Raw genomic sequence first — 21,045 nt, forward strand, 5'->3', positions numbered from 1 at the left:
AGGATGTTCCTTCGCGAAGTACGGTCCGCTCCGCCGCGTTCACGGCGTCCTCGGTGTCCGGCACGGCAGGGCGGACGGCGTCGGCCGCCTGAAGGAGCCTCGGGATGGGTTCACACGCAGCGCCGCACCACCGCGAACGTGTCCTGGTGACGGTCGCGAGCCTGCTGCTCGTGGGCGGCGGCCTCCTCGGCCTTCCCCGGGCCGACGGGGCGACCGCCGCGGCCGATGCCTGCCGCACCGCTTCCACGCATCTGCCCCGCGGTGACTGCGGGCCCTTCTGGCAGGTCCTCGCCGAGGACTTCAACGGCGACCGGGTGCCGCTGGGCTCCTTCAGCGACTGCGACCACGACGTCGACACCTCCGCTGCCCACTGCGGCGGCCTGACGGGGAAGTACCGCGACAACTGGTGGGCGTATCCGACGGGTTGGCCCGACACGGCCGTGAGCCGGGGTCGGGACGTGGTGGGTGTGTACCACCCGGAGGACACCGTGAGCGTCGGCCCCGCGGCCGACGGCGACGGGCGGATGTCGATCCGGATGTGGCGGCCCGCGGACGGCGGCCCGGTGCACGCCGCGGCGGTGGTGCCGCGCGCGGTGATGGAGATGAAGTACGGCAAGTACAGCGCGCGCATCAAGGTCACGAAGCTCGCCCCCGGTTACAAGTCCGCGTGGCTGCACTACGGCGGGGGCTGCGAGATGGACCACCCCGAGGGCGAGTGGACCGGCTCCCTCAGCTCCTTCCATCACCCCTGCGGCGGCGGTGAGCAGGGCTACTTCCCGGGGAGCGACGACTGGACGCGGTGGCACACGGTCTCCACCGAGTGGACGCCGGGCCACGTCCGGTTCTTCGTCGACGGCCGGCAGACGGGTCATGACACCCGTGAGGTGCCGGACCGTCCCCTGTCCTGGGTTCTCCAGAACGAGAGCGCCCTGGAGGGGCCGGGTGCGGCGCCGGGGAGCAGCGCGCAGCTCGACGTCACCTGGGTGGCGGCGTACGCGTACGGCTGGAAGTGACCGGCCGGGCCGAGGGGTTGACGAGTTCGTCGGCGACCCACCGGGCCACGTGGGCAGGATAGGGCGACGGCAGGCCGAGGACGATGTGGGTGAAGCCCGCGCCGGTCGCCTCCCTGATCGCCGCACGGGTGGCGTCCGGACGGTCGTAGGAGACCGGAAGGTGGATCGAGCGGGTGATCTCGGCGGGATTGCGGCCGATCTCCGTGCAGTAGCGGTCCAGCAGGGCGCTGCGGCGGGTCACGTCGTCGATGTCGCCGCCGGGGATGTTCCACAGGTCGGCGTGCCGGGCGGCGATGCGCAGGGTCGCGGACGAACGGCCCCCCACGAGGATCGGGGGGTGGGGGCGCTGGACCGGCTTGGGGTTGGCGAAGGCGCCGGTGAGGTGGTGGTGCGTCCCCGGGTGGTCGAAGGGTTTCTCCTCGGTCCACAGGCGCTTGATGAGTCCGCAGGCCTCGTCGAGGCTCTCCACGGCGTGCCTGGTGTCGTGGAAGGGCAGGTCGTGGGCCTCGTACTCGCGTCTGGCCAGGGGGTGGTCGGGTCGTGAGCCGACGCCGATGCCGAAGTCGAGCCGGCCGCCGGAGACGATGTCGACGGTCGTGGCGATCTTGGCCAGCATCGCGGGTGGCCGGAAACGGTTGCTGGTCACCATGACGCCGAGCCGCAGACGCCGGGTCTGCGCGGCCAGTGCGGCGAGGAGGGTCCAGCCTTCGAGGGCCGGTCCGTCGGGGTCGCCGCCGATCGGCATGAGGTGGTCGAAGAGCCAGGCGTGCTCGATCGCGGGCACGGCGTCCGCCTCGCGCCAGACCCGCAGCACGTCGTGGTAGTCGACCTGCATGGGGGCGGTCATGATGCCGAAGGTGGGTGGGGGCGGGGGGTGGGGTGACATGAGTGGTGGGTGCCTTTCGGGTCGGCGGGTGGGGTGGGCGGGTATTGCGGGTTCCTGCGGGGCCGGGTTCGTGGCGGGGGTGCCGATGTCTTCCATCGCCGTGGAGTACGGCTCTGATCAGCGCGGTGGCGCGGCATGGGCGCGGGTCGGTCTCCCGCCGGGGGTGCCCAGGGGGCAACGCCTGCGCAAGGGTGTTGTGCTTCTCCTGAGGGCGCGGTCGGTGCCGGGGTGACGAGCTCGTCGTGTGCGGTCCGCGGCACCACGGGGTCCGGGGCAACTGGCGCGCCACTCCCCCAGCGGTCAGCGGCGCGGAGCAGGGACGGGCTGAGAGGGCGGGCAGGGTGTGAGGGTTTTTCCTGCGGGGTCGGCCGGATTGGCCTGTCCGGTCGCGCAGGGCCGTCACCTGTGGAGTGGCACGGCATGACCGGTTACGGCTCCCCGCGAGCTGCCCACGCGGTCAGCGGCCCCGCAGGGACGGGCTGACGAGGGGGCAGGGTGTCGCGGTCTTCCTGCGGGGCCGGCCGGATTGACGGGTCCGGTCGCGCTGGGCCGTCACCAGTGAAGTGGCACGGCATGACCGGTGGTTACGGCTCCTCGCGAGCTGCCCGCGCGGTCAGCGGCGGCGCAGGGAAGGGCTGAGGAGGGGGCAGGGTGTCGCGGTTTCCCTGCGAGGCCGGCCAGATCGACGATCCCGTCGCCCAGGGCCGTCACCAGTGAAGTGGCTCGGCATGACCGGTGACCACGGCTCCCCGAGAAACTGCCCACGCGGTCAGCGGCGGCGCAGGGACGGGTCGAGGAGGGTCGGCGGGGTGTCGTGGTTCTCCTGCGGGGCCAGGTCGGTGCCGGGGGCGACGATCTCGTCGATCGCGTCGAGGACGTCGGCGCTCAGAACGGTGTCCGCGGCGGCGAGTTGGGCGTGCAGGTGGTCGAGTGTGCGGGGGCCGACCAGGGCGCTGGTCACTCCGGGGTGCGCGGTCACGAAACCGAGCGCGAGCTGGATGAGGGTGAGGCCCGCCTCTTCGGCGACCCCGCTCAGTCGTTCCACGGCGTCGAGCCTGACCCGGTTGGCCGGGACCGTCAGGTCGAACCGCTCCGGCAGGAACGCCGAGCGGTGCGTGGTGATGTCTCGGCCCGCGCGGATCGCGCCGGACAGCCAGCCCGAGGCGAGCGGACTCCACACCAGCACGCCGAGGCCGTACTCCTGGGTGACGGGCAGGACATGGGCCTCGATGCCGCGCTGGAGGACGGAGTAGCTGGGCTGTTCCGTGACGTAGCGGCTCAGTCGGTGCTCGCGGGCCGCCCACTGGGCCTGCACGATGCGGTGGGCGGGGAAGGTGGAGGAGCCGAAGTAACGGATCTTCCCGGCGCGTTGCAGGTCGGTCAGGGCCGACAGCGTCTCCTCGTCGCCGGTGTTCGGGTCCCAGCGGTGGATCTGGTACAGGTCGACGTGGTCGACGCCGAGGCGGCGCAGGCTCGCCTCCAGCTCGGTGACCAGCCAACGGCGCGAACCGCCCCGGTGGTTGCGTTCGTCGCCCATGGGCAGGCCGGCCTTGGTGGCCAGCACGATGTCGTCGCGGCGACCGGCGATGGCCTTGCCGACCATCTCCTCCGACTCGCCGTCGCCGTACATGTCGGCGGTGTCGATGACGTTGACGCCGGCCTCCAGAGCGGCGTCGACGATCGCGGTGGCCTCGTCCTGGGTGGTGCGTCCGATCCTGCCGAAGTTCATCGCGCCGAGCGCGAGGGAGCTGACCTGCACACCAGTGCGGCCCAAGGTGCGGTACTGCATGAGCGTCTTCCTCCAGGAGGGGGTTGCGCCGTGTCTCGGGGCACGGCGGGGTCGCGGGGTCCGCTCCGCAGACAACGGAAAAACGGAACCGCGTTCCGTCAACAATACGGAACGCGGTTCCGCTTCTGCAAGGCCGGGTCCAAGCGGGCAGCAGCTTGGACCCGGCGCTGTCCCCCGACTCGGCAGCGATCACCTCGCCAGTGGCCGCTCAGACCCCCTCACCGGGTCCAAGGAAGCCCCGGCACCTCACACCCCCGGCAGCGCAGCCCGCCCCGCCGCCCGGTGTTCGGCCGCCGCCGTCGGGTCCGTGGTGTCGAGGACCGCCGCGATGCCCTCGTGGGCCAAGGCCTCCGCGTGGCGGTAGCCGAGCTTCGGGGCCAGCTCCAGGGCCTGGCGGTGGAGGGACAGGGCCTGGTCGGGCAGGCCCGCCAGACGGCAGGTCTCGCCGTAGGCGCTGAGGAAGTGGATCTTCCAGTGCTCCTCGAACAGCTCGTCCAGCAGGGCGAACGCCTGCTCGTGGCTCGCCAGCGCCTCCTCGTGGCGGCCCATCTGGCGCAGGGCGACGCCGAGGCAGTTCAGGCACCACGCCTCGTTGTGCTTGTGCCCGTCCTCGCGGGCCAGCCCGAGCGCCCGGTGCAGGTGGGCCACGGCCTCGTCGGGGTCCTCGTGGGCGATGGCCACGCCCAGCGTGATCAGGGCCGTCAGAGCGGGCGGCCACGCCCCGTCGGCACGCGGGACCTCCAGCGCCGTACGGGCCAACTGCGCGGCCTCGTCGCGGTGCCCGAGCTGCAACAGCGCCCAGGCCTCGTACGCGGTCGCGTGGGCCGTACCCATCGGGCAGTCGGCGTCCGCGTACAGCTTGCCCGCCAGCCGGAACAGGCCGAGCGGTTCCTCGACATGGCCCTGGTCCCAGCTCAAGAAGCCGCGCCGCATGGTCAGTTCGGCCTCCGTACGGAGGTCGCCCGCCCTCAGGATCAGCGGTGCCGCCGCCTCGTAGGCGGCGCTCGCCTCCGCCATGCGGCCCGCGTTGTACCGGGCGAAGCCCAGGTCGCTGTGGGCCTCGGCGAGTTGGAGGGGATCGTCGAGGCGCTGCGCGGCGGCCAGGGACCGTTCGAAGAGGCCGTTGAGCATGGTGGTGCCGCACCGCCGGGCGAAGTACGCCCGCATGAAGCGCGGCAGTTCGCACAGGTGGCGGTCGGCGCCCGCGTCCTCCGCCGCCTCGAACGCGGCCAGCAGGTTCAGGTACTCGGTGCCGAACCACACGAGAGCCGTGATCTTGTCGGTGAAGTCCGGCAGTTCGGTGGCCGGACGGTCCACGGAGGCCTCGCGGCTCAGCGACAGGAACGGCATCGCGGTGTCGGCGGCGGCCGCCGCGTGCACGTAGTAGTCCAGCACCCGGGTCAGGGCCCGGTCCCGTTCCGCCGGGGAGTCCTGCTCCGTGCCGGCGCGGCGGGCGTGCTGGTGGACCAGGTCGTGCAGGCGGTAGCGGCCGGCCGCCGGCTGCTGGACCAGATGCGCGTCGAGCAGGTCCTCCAGCATCGCGCGGGCGCCGCGCAGCGGCACGTCCGCCAGCGCCGCCGCCACGTGCTCGTCGAACGAGGACCCCGGCAGCAGGCCGAGCAGCCGGAACAGCCTGGCCGTGGGACGGTCCAACTGCCGTACGGACATGGCGAACGCGGTGTCGAACTCGCTCGCCCCCTCCGCCATCCGCTCGACGAGGATGCCCACCGTCCAGCCGGGCCGGTGCCGCAGCCGGGCCGCGGCCAGCCGCAGGGCCAGCGGCAGCCTGCCGCACAGGCGCAGCACCTCCGCCGTCGACTGCGGGTCGCGGGCCAGACGGCCCTCGCGGCCGTCGGTCTCCCCGCTGGCGCGGGCCAGGAGCTCGGCGCTCTCCAGCTCGGTCAGCACGTCCAGGGACACCGGCGGGACCTCGTCCAGACCGAGCAGCCGGTTGCGGCTGGTGACGAGGGCGACGGAGGGCCCGGCGCCCGGCAGCAGCGGACGGACCTGGTCGGCGTCGGCGGCGTTGTCGAGGACGACGACGGCCCGGCGGTGGGCCAGTTCTGAGCGCCAGCAGGCGGCCAGCTCCTCGACCCCGCCGTCCTGGGGGACCTTCTCGGAGGGCACGTCGAGTGCGGCGAGCAGGGTCCGCAGGGCGCGGTCGGGGTCGAGCGGTCTGCGTCCCTCGGTGAATCCGTGCAGGTCGACGTAGAGCTGGGCGTCCGGGTAGTCGGCGGCGAGCAGATGGGCCGCGTGCACGGCCAGGCAGGTCTTGCCGACGCCGGCCATGCCGTCCACGGCGATCACCCGGCTGTCGGCCACGCCGTCGAGCAGGGCCGCGAGCTGGGCCGTCCGGCCGGTGAAGTCGGGCACGTCGCGCGGGAGGTCGTTGCGCGGCGGGCGCGGGGCTCCGGCGGGCGGTGCCGGCGGCGGCACCTGTCGGCTGGTTTTCGGCGGCGCCGGCAGGGGGTTGGAGGCCCGCTCCCACAGGGGGCGCAGCGGGCGGGGGTCGCGCTGGACGAGGCGGCACAGGGCGATCACCGCGGGCCAGGGCGGGACCGTCTGTCCGCCGAGGTACCGGGACAGGGACGACGAGCTGAGGCCGGCGTCCCGGGCGAGGGCCCTTACGCCCCGCCGGGACAGCTCCTGGAGCAGCCGTAGTCGGTCCGCGAGCTCCTCGCGCGGGTCTGCGCCCGGTGTCCTGTCGTGCTCAACCACTGTTCCCCGCCCCCTGTCCCGCCCCGGCAGAAGTCGTCCGGGACGGATCGTGCCTGTTCACGGCCGTTTCGGCTGTCCCACGGTGTCCCACGACCGTCGTCGTGACAAGCCCTCCCGGCTGAGATGGAACCACACCCCGCCGCTGCGGGGCACAGCCCGACAGAGGAGTGATCCAGATGCAGTCCCGTATGCAGAATCCCGCGGTCGTCCTGTCCGACGCGATGCAGCCCATCCAGCAGCTCATGCAGACCGTGCACTCCGGTGGGGTCGACGGTCAGACGCTGGAGCTGGTGCATCTGCGGGTCAGTCAGATCAACGGATGCAGCGCGTGTGTCGACGGCGGTGCCAGGACGGCCCGCAAGGCAGGGGTGAGCGACGAGCGGCTGGCCACGGTCGCCGCGTGGCGGGAGGCCCCCTACTTCTCCGAGGAGGAGCGGGCGGCGCTCGCCCTGGCCGAGGCGGCGACGCGTCTCGCGGACCGTCCCGACGCGGTGGGCGACGACGTGTGGGACACGGCCGCCACCTACTTCGACGAGAAGCAGCTCGCCGCGCTCGTCCTGATGGTCGGCGTCACGAACCTGTTCAACCGGCTCAACGCCACGACCCGGCAGATCGCCGGCGCCTGGGGGTGACCGTGCCCGGTCCGGGCCGCGTGTGCCACACCGCGGCCCGGGGCCAGGAACGCTGCGGCACCCCGACCACTGAATGAAGATGTACTCATCCGCTCGCGCACCAGGAGGAACCACCATGAAGGACACCCAGCGGACCCCCCGGCGTACGACCGCGACCGCCCCGCGGACCGGGACGTTCACCGACGAGGAGCGCGCCGCGATGAAGGAGCGCGCCCAGGAGGTCACGACGTCGGCGCGGCGCGGTTCGCGGGCCGACAAGGCGGCGGAGGAGGAGGCCGCCGTGGTCGCGAAGATCGCCGAGATGCAGGACACGGACCGGGTGATGGCCGAGCGGATCCACGCCGTCGTCAAGGCCAGTGCCCCGGGCCTGGCGCCCAAGCTCTGGTACGGGATGCCCGCCTACGCCAAGGACGGCAAGGTCGTGTGCTTCTTCCAGAGCGCCCAGAAGTTCAACGCGCGGTACGCGACCTTCGGTTTCAACGACAAGGCGAACCTCGACGAGGGCACGATGTGGCCGACGGCCTTCGCGCTCACGAAGCTGACCACGGCCGACGAGGAGCGGATCGGTGAGCTCGTGAAGAGGGCGGCGGGCTGAGGCACCGAGGACAGCAGCGAGCGGGAAGGGGTGGCAGAGGGTGGAGCCGACGGACAGCCGACGTCCTGGAGGGCTGTTCGTCGGCCTGTGCACGCTCGACGTCGTGCAGCTCGTGGACCATGTGCCCGGCTCCGACGAGAAACTGACGGCTCGTCGGCAGGTGGTGGCCGCGGGTGGGCCGGCGGCGAACGCGGCCGTGACCTTCAGCCACCTGGGCGGCACGGCGAGCCTGCTGACCGGCGTCGGCTCTCACCCGCTGGGAGTGGCGGCCGCCGCCGACCTGCACGAACTGGGTGTGCACGTAAGGGACTTGGCGGCCGACTCGGTCGCGCCGCCGGCCGTGTCGTCGATTCTCGTCACCGAGTCGACCGGGGACCGGGCCGTTGCGTCCACCAACGCGACCGGTCACCGGCTCGCGCCACCCGACGGTCTCGACGCACTGGTGGCCGCCTGCGACATCGTCGAGTTCGACGGCCACCACATGGAGCTGGCGAGGGCGACCGCCGGTCTCGCGCGGGCCGTCGGCCGGCGGACCGTGCTGGACGGGGGCAGTTGGAAGCCCGGCACGGAGCGACTGCTGCCACTGATCGACGTGGCCGTCTGCTCGGACGCCTTCCGGCCGCCCGGCACGCACACCACGGCGGACGTCCTGCGGTTCCTCGCGGACCACGGGGTGGCGTGGTCGGCGGTCAGTCGCGGAGGCCGGCCCATCGAGTGGGCGGGCCCGGACGGCGGAGGCTGCGTGGACGTGCCCGCCGTCCGGGTCGCGGACACGCTGGGCGCGGGCGACGTCCTCCACGGGGCACTCACCCATCACCTCGCCGCGCGGGAGCACTTGACCGCCCACGGTTTCAGGGAGGCCCTGCGCACCGCGGCGGAGGTGGCCGCACGGTCGTGCGCCTCGTTCGGCACGCGGGCCTGGCTCCAGGGGTCGTCACAGACCCCGTAGCGGTCGCACGCCGGAACGGGGCGGCCCCTCCTCGGCGGCCGCCCCGTTCCCGACGAGACTCAGGACCTGCGGCCCCGCACGTTCCAGCCGCTGCCGATGCCGGCCAGATGCAGTGCGAGCACCATCAGGCCGAGCAGCATGATGTTCGTCGAGGTGAAGGTGTCGTTCGTCGATATGTCCGCCGCGTTGATCAGGAACGAGATGAAGAACAGGACCGCGGAGATGATGGCCAGCATGGGTGTCCATCCCTTCGAATGACTGAGGTCATTGACGCCCCGTGCCACTCGAATGCCCCCAACTTGTCGTTGCATGCCGACCGTTGAGGAGTCGGGATCTCATTGTTCGACTGATCGGACATTGTTCGAAACCTCTTGACGCTGCCGTGGGACCCGGCTGACACTCTCGCAACACGACGTCACGCAGCCGCAACGGCAGGTGCCCAAGGCCGAGGCCCCGCCACACCCCTCCACGCCTCAGCAGGGAACCCACATGACGTACCTCGCACGTCCGCGCGCCCGCGCGAGACGCCGGGCGGCCCGCCTCGCCGCTCTGACCGCCGTGTCACTGCTCCTGGGTCTCGCCGCGCCCGTGGTCCCGGCCCAGGCGGCGGACACCGCGGACGTCACCGACGGGCTGGCGCTCTGGTACAAGCTGGACGGCGCCTCCGGCAGTACCGTCCCCGACGCCTCCGGCAACGGCCGCGATGGCACGGTGAACGGCACCGCCGACTGGTCGGACCCGGCGCACGGGCTCGCCTTCAACGGCTCCGACACCTTCATCAAGGTGCCGGACGACGTCATGAGGGGCATGGACTCCCTCACCGTCTCCACGGACGTGCTGATCGACTCCGCCCAGAGCACGCCGTACTTCCTCTACGGCTTCGGCAACTCCAGCGGCGGCAACGGCAACGGGTACCTGTTCGCCACCGGCAACTCCCTGCGCACCTCGATCGCGAGCGGCAACTGGTCGACCGAGCAGACCACGAAGCCCTCCGACGCGCACAACCTCACGCGCGCGGTGTGGAAGCAGCTCACCTACACCCAGACCGGCACCACCGGTGTTCTGTACGAGGACGGTGTCGAGGTCGGCCGCAACACGGCGGTCACCCTCACCCCCGGCTCCATCGGCTCCGGCACCACCACCGCCAACTACATCGGCAAGTCGGTGTACTCCGGCGACAAGCTCTTCAAGGGCCGCGTCCGCGACTTCCGCGTCTACGACCGGGCTCTGGCGGCCTCCGAGGTCGAGCAGCTCGCGCTCCCCCTCGCCGTCCAGGGCGTCGCCGACGACAAGGCCGCGCTGAGCCTCGGCGACACCGGTAAGGTCACGGCCGACCTGGACCTGCCGAGGACCGGCACGGCCGGCGGCTCCGCCATCACCTGGGCCAGCGACAACACGGACGTGGTGAGCGGCTCCGGCAAGGTCACCCGCCCCGCCGCCGGGGCGCCGGAGGGCCACGCCACGCTCACGGCGACCCTCAGGAAGGGGTCGGTGACCGACACCAAGAGCTTCGACGTCACGGTCCTGCCGGACTTCGACGACGAGACGGCCGCCCGGCAGGCCGCCCAGGCCCTCGGCGTCCACAACCTCGACGACGTCCGCGGCAACCTCACCCTCCCGGCCACGGCCGACCACGGCACCACCGTCTCCTGGTCCTCGGCCGACCAGGACGTCATCGACGACGAGGGCGTGGTCCACCGCCCCGCGCACGGCATGGGCGCCACCACCGTCGAGCTCACCGCCACCGTCACCAAGGGCGACGCCAGGGCCACCCGCCTCTTCACCGCGAAGGTTCCCGAACTCCCCGCGGAACAGGCCCTCAAGGGCTACATGTTCAGCTACTTCACCGGTGAGGGCACCGCGGACGGCGAACAGCTCTACGCGGCACTCAGCAAGGGCAACAACCCTTTGAAATGGCGGGAGTTGAACGACGGCAAGCCGGTCCTGACCTCCACGCTGGGCGAGAAGGGCCTGCGCGACCCGTTCATCATCCGCTCCCCCGAGGGCGACAAGTTCTACCAGATCGCCACCGACCTGAGGATCTACGGAAACGGTGACTGGGACGCCTCTCAGCGCACCGGGAGCAAGTCCGTCATGGTGTGGGAGTCCACCGACCTGGTCCACTGGACGGACCAGCGGCTGGTCAAGGTCTCCCCCGACAGCGCGGGCAACACCTGGGCCCCCGAGGCGTACTACGACACCGCACTCGGTGAGTACGTCGTCTTCTGGGCGTCGAAGCTGTACGACAACGAGGCGCACTCCGGCGACACGTACAACCGCATGATGTACGCGACCACCCGCGACTTCTACACGTTCAGCGAGCCGAAGGTGTGGATCGACCGCGGTTACTCGGTCATCGACTCCACGATGATCCGGCACGACGGCACCTACTACCGGCTGTCGAAGGACGAGCGGAACAACACCTCCTCGACGCCCGACAGCAAGTTCATCTTCGAGGAGAAGAGCGACTCGATCCTCGACCCGGACTGGACCGCCGTCGCGGAGGGCATCGGCAAGGGCGCGATGAGCGCGGCCGAGGGGCCGCTGGTCTTCAAGTCGAACACCGAGGACAAGTGGTACGCGTTCCTCGACGAGTTCGGCGGCCGCGGCTACCTCCCCTTCGAGACCACCGACCTCGACTCCGGCGACTGGACCCCGGTCGCCGACTACGACCTGCCGGCCAAGCCGCGCCACGGCACCGTCCTGCCCGTCACCCAGGCCGAGTACGACCGCCTGCTGCGCGCCTACCAGCCGGACCAGCTCGTCGAGAGCGTCGTGAACACGTCCGTGAGGACGCGGATCGGCGAGGCGCCCGTCCTGCCGGCCACCATCATCGCCACCTACGCCGACGGCGTCAGGCGTCCCGTCGCGGTCGCCTGGGAGGACGTCCCGCCGTCCCGGTACGCCCGGGCGGGCACCTTCCAGGTCACCGGCAGCCTGCCCGACGGCGCGGCGATCCCGGTCCGGGCCGAGGTCACCGTCTCCGAGGAGGGCCCCGACGTCCCGGCCGACCTGCTCCTGCACTACGGCTTCGACGAGACGGGTGGCACCATCGCGGTCGACTCCAGCGGCCACGGCCACCACGGCACCTATGTGGGGACGCCCGCCTTCGGCACCGGCGTGCAGGGCGGCTCCTTCGCGATGTCGGGAGGCACGACGGGCTCGCCGTACGTCAGGATCCCGAACGGTGTGCTGAAGAACGCCGACAGCGTGACCGTGTCGACGTATGCCAAGTGGAAGGGCGGCAGCAGCTTCCAGTGGCTGTTCGGACTCGGCCCGGACAGCGACAGGTACCTGTTCGCGACGCCCTCCAACGGCGGCAACAGCCTCTACTCGGCCATCACGAAGGCGAGTTGGCCGGCCGAGTCGAAGCTGACGGCCGGATCGCGGCTCACGCCCGGCGCGTGGCAGCACGTCACCGTCACCCTCGACGGGACGTCCGGTGCGATGGTCCTCTACGTCGACGGCGTCGAGGCCGCCCGTACGACGACCAGCATCAAGCCGTCCGAGCTGTACGACGCGGACAAGGACCACAGCGGGTACATCGGCCGGTCCCTGTACGCGGCCGACCCGTACTTCGGCGGCGAGGTCGACGACTTCCGCGTCTACGACCGGGCCCTCACGGCCGCGGAGGTCATGGAGCTCAGCGGCAACACGGCGGGCATCGCCAAGGCCACGCACCCGGCGCTGAAGACCGACGCGCTCGTCGACAACGCCGACAGCAGGATCACGCTGCCCATGCGGGAGGGCACCGATCTCTCCGCGCTGGCACCGGAGTTCACCCTCGCGCACGGAGCGGCCGTCAGTCCCGCCTCCGGGAGCGTGCAGGACTTCACGAAGCCGGTGACCTACGAGGTGACCGGGTCCGACAGCACGAAGCGCACCTGGACGGTCTCGGCGCTGATCATGCGGAGCCCGGTGCTGCCGGGACTCAACGCCGACCCGAACATCGTGCGCTTCGGCGACACCTTCTACCTCTATCCGACGACCGACGGCTTCGAGGGCTGGAGCGGCACGCAGTTCAAGGCGTACTCCTCCACCGACCTGGTCCACTGGAAGGACCACGGCGTCATCCTCGACCTCGGTCCCGACGTCTCGTGGGCGGACAGCAGGGCCTGGGCGCCGACGATCGCCGAGAAGGACGGGAAGTACTACTTCTACTTCTGCGCCGACGCCAACATCGGTGTGGCGGTGTCCGACTCGCCGACCGGTCCGTTCAAGGACGCGCTGGGCCAACCGCTGCTCAAGGCGGGGCAGTACAGCGGCCAGATGATCGACCCGGCCGTCTTCACGGACGACGACGGCCAGTCGTACCTGTACTGGGGCAACGGGCACGCGTACGTGGCGCCCCTGAACGCCGACATGACCTCCATCGACACGTCGAAGCTCAAGGACATCACCCCGAGCGGCTACAACGAGGGCTCCTTCGTCATCGAGCGCGAGGGCACCTACTACTTCATGTGGTCGGAGAACGACACCCGCGACGAGAACTACCGCGTCGCCTACGCCACCGGCCCCTCCCCCACCGGACCGTGGACCAAGCGGGGTGTGATCCTGGAGAAGGACCTCTCCCTCGGCATCAAGGGCCCCGGTCACCACTCGGTCGTCCAGGTGCCGAACACCGACGACTGGTACATCGCCTACCACCGGTTCGCGATCCCCGGCGGTGACGGCACGCATCGCGAAACCACCGTGGACAAGCTGGAGTTCGACTCCGACGGCCTGATCAGGAAGGTCGCGCCCACCCTGACGGGCATCGACCCGGTGACCGTCGCCCACGCCGGTCCGGACACCAACGGGACGGAGGGCGACGCGATCGAACTGAACGGCACGATCTCCGGAGCGGGCGGCCCGAACTGGACCGTCGAGACGGGAGCTCCCTGCGCCTTCGCCGACGCCCGGGCCGCGAGGACCACGCTCACCTGCACCGACGACGGCACCTACACGGTCACCCTCACAGGCGGCCGCAGCAGGGACACCGCGACGGTGACGGTGGCCAACGCAGCGCCCGTCCTGGTCTCGGCCGCGGCACCGCGGTCCCCGCTGGCGGTCGGCGGGCGAGCGGTCGTCACAGCCGAGTTCACCGACCCTGGCACGAGCGACACCCACGCCTGCACGGTCGACTGGAAGGACGGGAGCGCGCCGCGCGCCGGCACGGTCACCGCCTCCGGATGTCGCGCCGAGCACGTCTACGCCGAGGCGGGGATCCGCCGTCCGGTGGTCACCGTCACCGACGACGACGGCGCCTCGGACAGCAGGACGCTTCCCGAGCTGATCGTCCACGACCGCTCCGCAGGTCCCGTGCTCGGCGCCGGTGTCCTCACCTCCCGGGCCGGCGCCTACCCCGCCGAGCCGGGACTGACGGGCAAGGCCGCCTTCTCGTTCGCCGCGGTCTGTCTGCCCGGAGCGGTCGCACCCGTCGGCCGGTTCACCTTCGACTTCGGCAGGGCGGGGCTGAAGTTCCGTTCCAGCGGCTCGGACTGGCTCGTGGTCACCGGCTCGCGAGCCGTCCAGCAGGGCTCGGGGACGGTCGACGGCAGGGGCGGCTACGGCTTCCGCCTCACCGTCACCGACGACCCGGACACCTTCCACCTGAGGATCTGGAGGAAGTCCGGCGGTGAAGTCGTGTACGACAACCTCACCGGCTCGAAGGTCACCGGCTTCATCACCGTCAGCCGGCGGTAGCAGCCGGCGGTAGTCCCACCCCGAAGCCCCGCGAGCCCCGTCGACAGCACCCTGTCGACGGGGCTCCGCGCATGCGCGGGTTCAGGGACATGACCCGGCAATCCCTGCACGACCTCTTTCGCAGGGCCCGACACCATGGCATCCTCACCGCTCAACGCACTTATGAACGTCGTTCACATCCATGAAGAGATGGAAGGGCGATCCGCCATGGGGAACATCAATGTCATGCGCATGAGTAGACGGGCGCTGCTGGGAAGCGCCGTCACCGTCGCCCTGGGAGCAGGGACCGCGTCGGCCGCCGAAGCGGCACCGCTGTGGCGGGAGTTCCGCCGCACCCCCTGCACCCACCCGCAGATCCCGTACGTGGGACGGGCCGGCTGCCACGGCGGGGCGGCGCGCCTCCCCCGCCGCCCGGTCGTCGCCGACGTGCGGGACTTCGGCGCCGTGGCGGACGGGACCACCGACTCCGCCCCCGCGATCAACCGTGCCATCGCCGCTGCCGGAAGGGCCGGCGGTGGCACGGTCACCATCCCTCCGGGCACGTTCCGCATCGACGACGTGATCCGCGTCGACCGCTCGAACGTCGTCCTCAAGGGCGCCGGCAGCGGTCGTACGACCCTGTACGCGTCCCGGAACCTCACCGAGCTCATCGGGCCGTACGGCTCCCGCTACGGCGGGGACAAGTCGTCGTGGTCCTGGGCCGGCGGCCTCATCTGGCTGGCGCCCAGGGCCCGTTGGGAGTCGCTCGTCGCGGCCGTCAGGGCCAGGGCATGGCCGTTCGAGGGCTGGACCGGCAACCGGCGCGACGAGTGGCGGGCACTCACCGCGGTCGCCCCCGCACGGCAGGGCTCCTGGACGGTGACGGTCGCCGACGCCTCCGCGCTGCGTCCCGGCGCCCTGGTGCTGCTGAGGCTCTCGGACGACGCCGACCACACGCTCCTTGAGCACATGTGCGGCGGCGGTCCCGGGCCGGAGGCCTACTTCTGGGACGACAAGACGAAGCTGACGTCGTACGTCCCCTACGAGTGGCCCGTCCGCATCACCCGCGTCCACGGCCGGAAGGTCACCCTGGAACGACCGCTCCCGCTCGACCTGCGCCCGGAGTGGTCCCCGCAACTGACCACGCACGTGGCGGAGTTGACCGGCTCCGGCGTGGAGGGCCTGACCCTGGAGGCACCCGACGTCCCGCAGCAGCCGCACCTGCTGGACAAGGGGTACAACGGCGTCGTGCTCCAGTGCGCGTACGACTGCTGGGTCGACGACGTGACGGTCCGTCATGTCGACAACGGCTTCGGCCTGGTGGCCGCCTCCGCGTGCACCCTGCGCCGCACCCGCGTGGCGGGCCGCGGCTCCCACCACCCGTACTTCTGCCGCGAGGGCTCGCACGACAACCTGATCGAGGACTTCACGATCGAGGAGCGCACCAGCCCCGCCCCCGCGGGCACGCAACTGCACGGCATCAACGTCGAGGGGCTGTCGTCGTACAACGTCTGGTCGCGCGGCGACATGCGGATGGGCACCTTCGACAGCCATCGCGGCCTGCCCTTCGCCAACGTCCGCACCGACATCACCGTGAACAACAACGGCCGCCACGGCGGTGACGCCTCCGCGGGGCCCCTGTTCGGCGCCCGGTTCACCCACTGGAACATCCGCGTCACCAACGGCCGCGCGGGGCTGGTCCGGATCGACGGGCTGGCGCCCTTCTCCGCGACCGTCGGTATCGACGAGGTCAGGGAGTTCGACCAGATCGACGTCCCGGACTTCACGGGCGACCTGCACTCGCGCCTGGAGCTGTACGGCAGTCCGGGCGCGGTGCGGCCACGGAACCTGTACGAGGCCCAGCGCCGACTGAACGGAGTGGACCGATGAACACGCGACACCGCTGGTGCGTCGTCCTTGTGAGCATCCTGGCCGCGTTCGCCACCGGGCTCAGCGCCCCGGCGTCGGCACGGACCGCACCCCCGCACACCACGGTCCTGGACGGCGCCCGCCTCCAGCAGACGAAAGCCCGGCTCGATCGCGGCGACCCGCAACTGCGGCGCGCGGTCCGGGCGTTGACGGCCCGCGCCGACAAGTGGCTGGACCAGGGCCCCTGGACCGTCGTCGACAAGCCCCGCCCCGCTCCCGGCGGCGACGTCCACGACTACCTCAGCCAGGCCCCGTACTGGTGGCCCACCCAGAGCCCCACCGCCGACAACCCCTGGGGCTGCCCGTACGTCCAGCGGGACGGCCAGCGCAACCCCGAGGTCGATTCCGGCACCGACCGCCAGGACGTCGAGAAGACCTTCGACTCCGCCTACGACCTCTCCCTGGCCTGGTACTACACCGGCGAGCAGCGGTACGCCCGCAAGGCCGGGCAGGTGCTGCGCACCTGGTTCCTCGACCCGGCCACCCGCATGAACCCCAACCTGGACCACGCGCAGTTCATCCCGTGCAAGTACGACGGCCGGGCCATCGGCATCATCGACTTCTCCCAGTCGTACACCAGCGTCCTGGACGCGCTCGCCCTCCTGGACGCCGGCGCTCCGGGGTGGAGCGGGAAGGACCGCACCGGCATGGCGCGCTGGAACGGCGCCTTCCTCGGCTGGCTCAAGGACAGCGACTTCGGCAAGCAGGAAGGGGCCGCGGCCAACAACCACGGCACCTTCTACGACCTGCTGCTCGCCGGTCTGGCCCATGCGACCGGTGACCGGGACCTGGCCCGGCGCACGGTCCTGGACGCCCGGAGCAGGCGCATCGCGCCGCAGGTGGCGGCCGACGGCAGCCAGCCCCAGGAGCTGGCCCGCACCCGGAGCTGGCACTACTCGACGTTCGACCTGGTCGCCTACACCCGGCTCGCGGCCATCGGCCGGCACGTCGGCGTCGACCTGTGGGCCTACCAGGGCCCGGACGGGCAGAGCCTGTTCAAGGCGGTGGACTACCTGCTGCCCGCCGCGACCGGGGCGGCCGCGTGGCCCCATCCGGAGCTGGAGTTTTACCGGTACGCGGCGACCGACGTCGTGCACGCGGCGGCGGACGCGGGTGACGCGCGGGCGCGGCAGGCCGTTCCGTCGCTGGAGGCGCCGCCGGACGGTGACCTGTGGGCCCTGCGTCCGGCGGCGGAACAGCTCGACTCCATCGCGGGGTGAGGGCCGCCGTCAGGGGCTTGTGGACAGGTCGATCGCCCGGTCGACGTCCTGCGGTTGCAGCACCCGCAGGATGCCTTCGAGCAGGTAGTAGTCGGCGTACGGCAGCGAGATCTCGATGCCGTCCTCGGCGGGCCGGTTGCGGGTGCAGCGGGCGACGACCGCGTCCGCGCGGGCGGAGTTCCTGGTCAGGCAGGTCTCCGCCAGCGCGGTGAGCAGCCGTAGCGCCACCGTCCGGTACTCGCTCCGGCCGCCGGCCGCGGCCAGGTCGAGCAGACCGCAGGCCAGGATGGCACCGGCCGACGCGTCCTTGATGTCGTACGGCTGCTGCGGCGCCCGGTAGTCCCACACCGGGACGTGGTCCGGGCCGAGCGCCCGCAGCGCGAAGTCGGCGAGTCTGCGGGCGGTGTCCAGGAACTGCGGGTCGCCGGTGCGCCGGTACATGGTGGTGAACCCGTAGACGCCCCAGGCCTGGCCGCGCGCCCAGCAGGAGGTGGGGCTGTAGCCCTGCACGGTGTCGGGGCCGACGGGGGCACCGCTGTCCGGGTCGAAGTCGTAGACGTGCGGGGTCGAGCCGTCGGGGCGCGGGAAGACCCGACGGGCGGTCCTCGCGTGCTCCACGGCGATGTCCAGGTACCTGGGATCACCCGTCTCCCGGCTCGCGAAGGCCAGCAGGTCGAGGTTCATCATCGTGTCGATGATGACGCGGCCCGCGTTCTTCGGATCGTCCAGCGCGCCCCAGGCGCGCAGGAAGCGGCCGCGCGGGTTGTAGCGCCGGATGAGGGAGTCGGCCGCCTCCACGGCACCGGACCGCCAGGTGTCGTCGCCGGTCAGCCGCCAGGCGGTGACCCAGGACGGGTAGAAGAGGAAGCCGAGGTCATGGGTGCCGGTGTCGAACCGGCGCGGGGCCAGCTTCCGCGCGGAGGCCAGGGCCAGGGTGCGGAAGTCGTCGTCCTTGCTGTACAGCCAGGCCATCCACAGGGTGCCGGGCCAGAAACCGCCGACCCAGTCGCCGTTCTGCGAGTAGGTCCACTTCTCGAACTTCGTTCCGACGGGGAAGGCGGTCACGGTCGGCGCGACCGTGCGGAGCTTCTCGACGGCGTAGTCGGCCGCCGCGCGGAGCGTGCGGAGGTTCGGTGCGGCCACGGAGGGTGCCGCGGCGGCGCCGGTCGCGGTGGCGCCGGTCACCGCGACTCCGGTCGCCGTGGCCAGCACGGTACGGCGGGAAACAGTCATGCTCGCGTCTCCAACTCGATTACAGGGAAGGGAAGTTGATCGAGCGTGGCACAGCGGCGGTATGGCTGTACACCCATGTGAGCAATGTTCAAGAGTGTGAACACGTGAACCTCGGGGCGGTTTCCAGATCGCTTGCGAGGCACGGATCGTTTGCGGCGCGCGGAGAGCGCGGTGACGATGGATGCCATCGAGAACCAGCGTGCCGTCCGGGACCGGGGGCGGGTGCGAGTCGCCGCCTTCGTCGTCGCCGTGCTCTGCACCGCGGTCGTCGCCCTGGCGGCCACGGCCCGGGCCACCCTCGTCTCACCGGCGTTCTACGAGTCCGTGCTGGACCAGGAGTCGGCCTACGACCGGCTCTACGACCAGGTCCTGGTCGATCCGGACACGGCCGGCGTCACCCGTCCCCTGCTGGCCCGGCTGCCGGTCCCCGAGGCCCTCGTCACCTCCAACCTCCGCCTGGTGCTGCCCCCGGAGACGGCACGGGAACTCACCCACCAGCAGATCGAGGCCGTGGTCGGGTACCTCGACGGCGGCCGGGACCGGCTCGCCCTGAGCGTAGATCTGCGACCGGTACTGGCCCATCTCACCGACCTCGTGCACACCTACTTCGGCGACCTCGTCTCCGCCGTGCAGCGGAAACCGGAACCGGACTTCGCGGCGTTCTCCACCGATCTGAACGCCGCCCTCCACGAACTCGTGGACGGACATGCGCCCGCGGCCCTGCCCGCGTTCCCGCTCTCCGGGAAGCAGGCCGCCACCGCCACCGACCTGATGCTGGAGACCGTGCCCGCACGGCAGCGGGAGGCGCTGCGCCCCGACCTGGAAGTGGCCCTGGCCAACGGCGACATCGCCACCGCCCTGGCCACGGTGGCCCCCGCCGCGGTCTCCGAGCGGACGCGGGAGGCCGCCGCCCGGCTGCGCGCGGCCGCCGGCGGCGACGAATGGAACGTCTCTCGGACCCTGGACCGCTCCGGGGACGATCCGGCCGCCCTGCACCGGCTGCGCCCCTACACCGCGACCGGGCTCGGACTCATGGAGGTCCTCGGCGCCGCCCTGCTCCTCGCCTGCCTCACGGCGCTGTGGCTCACCGGCCCCGCCCCGGCCGGCCGCAAGGCCGTGCTGCTGGGCTGGGCCCTCGCCGGCGGCGGAACGCTCACCGCGGTCGTCGCGGTACTCGCACGGCTGAGCACCGGCGGCCGGGTGATCACACCGCCGTCGAGCTGGGCGCCGAGCGTGGCCGCACTGGTCGACGACCTGCAGTCCAGGGCCCTCGACGACATCACCGCGGCGGCCCTCACCACCGCGGCGCTCCCGGCGGTCGCCGGTGCCCTGCTCGTCGGGACCGGCTGGGTCCTCCAAGTACGGCCGCGTCTCCGCATCGCTCCCTCGCGCCTGCGCCTCCTCGCGGCGGGCACGAGCGCCGCCGTCCTCGCCGGGCTGGTCCTGGTGCCGCTGGGCGCGAGCCCCGCCGCGTCCCGCCGTTGCGAGGGCAGCCCGCACCTGTGCGACCGGCGCTACGACGAGGTCGCCTACCTGACCTCGCACAACGCCATGGCCACCACGGTCGACCGGTTCATCGGCCCGCTCCAGGACCCGGCCATCACCGCACAGCTCGACGACGGGGTGCGCGGCCTCCAGCTCGACACCTACCGCTGGGAGAGCCCCGGCCAGATCACCGGCCGGCTCGACGACTCCGACTTCACCCCCGAGCAGCGCACCCTGATCAGCGCCGCCGTCGACAAGGTCAACCCGCGGCGGGAGGGGCTGTGGCTGTGTCACGCGGTCTGCCGCGCGGGCGCGATCCCGCTCGGGCCGACGCTGCGGGAGATCGGCAACTGGATGCGCGCCCATCCGACCGAGGTGGTGACACTGATCGTCCAGGACGCGATCAGTGGTGCGGACACCGCCGAGGCATTCCGGCAGGCCGGTCTCACCGACCTCGTCCACACCCCGGACCCCGACCCCGACAAGGCGTGGCCCACGCTGGGCGACATGATCGACAGCGGCCGCCGGCTCGTGGTCTTCGCCGAGCGGGCCGACGGCCCCGCCGACTGGTACCGGAACTTCTACCGGTACGGCATGGAGACACCGTTCGCCTTCCGCAGCCCCGCCGAGATGAGCTGTGTCCCCCATCGGGGCGGCACCGGCAAACGCCTGTTCCTGCTCAACCACTTCATCACGGACAACGGCGGCAGCCGACTGGACGCGGGCGAGGTCAACACCCGCCGGTACGTGCTGGACCGCGTCCACCGCTGCGAGCGCGAGCGCGGCCGTCCGGTCAACTTCGTCGCCGTGGACTACGCGACGATCGGGGACGCCCGCGGCGCGACGGACACGCTCAACTCCGAGCGCTGAAACCGCCGTCCGGCCCCGGCGGTGGGGTCAGCGGCTCTCCGGGCCCTGCGGCGGGTCAGCGG

At 71.8% G+C, this 21,045-nt stretch carries 13 protein-coding genes; 8 read left to right on the plus strand and 5 right to left on the minus strand.

The window, feature by feature from the left end:
• Positions 1–104: 104 nt before the first annotated feature.
• Complete coding sequence (locus tag ACZ66S_RS26360) at positions 105–1,013, plus strand: glycoside hydrolase family 16 protein (protein ID WP_469903994.1); 909 nt, start codon at positions 105–107, stop codon at positions 1,011–1,013.
• Here ACZ66S_RS26360 and ACZ66S_RS26365 read toward each other — a convergent pair.
• From ACZ66S_RS26365 to ACZ66S_RS26375, 3 genes are all read right to left on the minus strand, one after another.
• Positions 976–1,860 (minus strand): LLM class flavin-dependent oxidoreductase, encoded by an 885-nt coding sequence (locus ACZ66S_RS26365; RefSeq protein ID WP_469903995.1) that lies wholly within the window; start codon positions 1,858–1,860, stop codon positions 976–978. The genes ACZ66S_RS26360 and ACZ66S_RS26365 overlap by 38 nt on opposite strands.
• 808 nt (positions 1,861–2,668) lie before the next feature.
• Entirely contained in the window at positions 2,669–3,688 is a 1,020-nt protein-coding gene (locus ACZ66S_RS26370) for an aldo/keto reductase (RefSeq protein WP_469903996.1), read from the minus strand.
• A gap of 246 nt (positions 3,689–3,934) precedes the next feature.
• Positions 3,935–6,406: a tetratricopeptide repeat protein gene (locus tag ACZ66S_RS26375; protein WP_469903997.1), complete on the minus strand. Its 2,472-nt coding sequence runs from the start codon at positions 6,404–6,406 to the stop codon at positions 3,935–3,937.
• A gap of 176 nt (positions 6,407–6,582) precedes the next feature.
• Here ACZ66S_RS26375 and ACZ66S_RS26380 point away from each other — a divergent pair, with 176 nt between their 5' ends.
• From ACZ66S_RS26380 to ACZ66S_RS26390, 3 genes are all read left to right on the plus strand, one after another.
• The gene (locus tag ACZ66S_RS26380; protein WP_469903998.1) at positions 6,583–7,038 is read left to right on the plus strand and encodes a carboxymuconolactone decarboxylase family protein; all 456 of its coding nucleotides are present in this window, start codon (positions 6,583–6,585) and stop codon (positions 7,036–7,038) included.
• Positions 7,039–7,153: 115 nt separating this feature from the next.
• A complete protein-coding gene (locus ACZ66S_RS26385) occupies positions 7,154–7,633 on the plus strand; it encodes an iron chaperone (RefSeq protein WP_469903999.1) in 480 nt (159 codons plus the stop codon).
• A 40-nt stretch (positions 7,634–7,673) separates the two neighbouring features.
• Positions 7,674–8,582: a PfkB family carbohydrate kinase gene (locus ACZ66S_RS26390; RefSeq protein ID WP_469904000.1), complete on the plus strand. Its 909-nt coding sequence runs from the start codon at positions 7,674–7,676 to the stop codon at positions 8,580–8,582.
• Positions 8,583–8,641: 59 nt separating this feature from the next.
• Here the strand turns inward: ACZ66S_RS26390 and ACZ66S_RS26395 are convergent, their stop codons facing one another.
• Entirely contained in the window at positions 8,642–8,818 is a 177-nt protein-coding gene (locus ACZ66S_RS26395) for a hypothetical protein (RefSeq protein WP_086723861.1), read from the minus strand.
• A gap of 253 nt (positions 8,819–9,071) precedes the next feature.
• On the opposite strand from ACZ66S_RS26395, the gene ACZ66S_RS26400 reads away from it, so the two are divergent.
• From ACZ66S_RS26400 to ACZ66S_RS26410, 3 genes are all read left to right on the plus strand, one after another.
• Positions 9,072–14,267: a family 43 glycosylhydrolase gene (locus ACZ66S_RS26400; protein ID WP_469904001.1), complete on the plus strand. Its 5,196-nt coding sequence runs from the start codon at positions 9,072–9,074 to the stop codon at positions 14,265–14,267.
• Positions 14,268–14,492: 225 nt separating this feature from the next.
• Positions 14,493–16,136, plus strand: a complete 1,644-nt coding sequence (locus ACZ66S_RS26405; RefSeq protein ID WP_469904002.1) for a glycosyl hydrolase family 28-related protein — start codon at positions 14,493–14,495, stop codon at positions 16,134–16,136.
• Complete coding sequence (locus ACZ66S_RS26410) at positions 16,133–17,395, plus strand: alginate lyase family protein (protein WP_469904003.1); 1,263 nt, start codon at positions 16,133–16,135, stop codon at positions 17,393–17,395. Before ACZ66S_RS26405 ends, ACZ66S_RS26410 begins: the two co-directional genes overlap by 4 nt.
• A 9-nt stretch (positions 17,396–17,404) precedes the next feature.
• Here ACZ66S_RS26410 and ACZ66S_RS26415 read toward each other — a convergent pair whose 3' ends face one another.
• Entirely contained in the window at positions 17,405–18,628 is a 1,224-nt protein-coding gene (locus ACZ66S_RS26415; RefSeq protein ID WP_469904004.1) for a glycoside hydrolase family 88 protein, read from the minus strand.
• Between the two features lie 177 nt (positions 18,629–18,805).
• On the opposite strand from ACZ66S_RS26415, the gene ACZ66S_RS26420 reads away from it, so the two are divergent.
• Positions 18,806–20,983, plus strand: coding sequence for a PI-PLC domain-containing protein (locus ACZ66S_RS26420; protein ID WP_469904332.1), 2,178 nt, complete (start codon positions 18,806–18,808; stop codon positions 20,981–20,983).
• The last annotated feature ends 62 nt before the right edge of the window (positions 20,984–21,045 follow it).

It is taken from the genome of Streptomyces sp. NPDC107471, assembly GCF_055582845.1.

Excerpts from the sequence above, each read along its gene's own strand:
- ACZ66S_RS26400 (WP_469904001.1), top strand. The coding sequence starts at position 9,072 with ATGACGTACCTCGCACGTCCGCGCGCCCGCGCGAGACGCCGGGCGGCC.
- ACZ66S_RS26415 (WP_469904004.1), bottom strand. The coding sequence starts at position 18,628 with ATGACTGTTTCCCGCCGTACCGTGCTGGCCACGGCGACCGGAGTCGCG.
- ACZ66S_RS26365 (WP_469903995.1), bottom strand. The coding sequence starts at position 1,860 with ATGACCGCCCCCATGCAGGTCGACTACCACGACGTGCTGCGGGTCTGG.
- ACZ66S_RS26405 (WP_469904002.1), top strand. The coding sequence starts at position 14,493 with ATGCGCATGAGTAGACGGGCGCTGCTGGGAAGCGCCGTCACCGTCGCC.
- ACZ66S_RS26410 (WP_469904003.1), top strand. The coding sequence starts at position 16,133 with ATGAACACGCGACACCGCTGGTGCGTCGTCCTTGTGAGCATCCTGGCC.
- ACZ66S_RS26380 (WP_469903998.1), top strand. The coding sequence starts at position 6,583 with ATGCAGTCCCGTATGCAGAATCCCGCGGTCGTCCTGTCCGACGCGATG.
- ACZ66S_RS26395 (WP_086723861.1), bottom strand. The coding sequence starts at position 8,818 with ATGCTGGCCATCATCTCCGCGGTCCTGTTCTTCATCTCGTTCCTGATC.
- ACZ66S_RS26385 (WP_469903999.1), top strand. The coding sequence starts at position 7,154 with ATGAAGGACACCCAGCGGACCCCCCGGCGTACGACCGCGACCGCCCCG.
- ACZ66S_RS26420 (WP_469904332.1), top strand. The coding sequence starts at position 18,806 with ATGGATGCCATCGAGAACCAGCGTGCCGTCCGGGACCGGGGGCGGGTG.
- ACZ66S_RS26370 (WP_469903996.1), bottom strand. The coding sequence starts at position 3,688 with ATGCAGTACCGCACCTTGGGCCGCACTGGTGTGCAGGTCAGCTCCCTC.
- ACZ66S_RS26360 (WP_469903994.1), top strand. The coding sequence starts at position 105 with ATGGGTTCACACGCAGCGCCGCACCACCGCGAACGTGTCCTGGTGACG.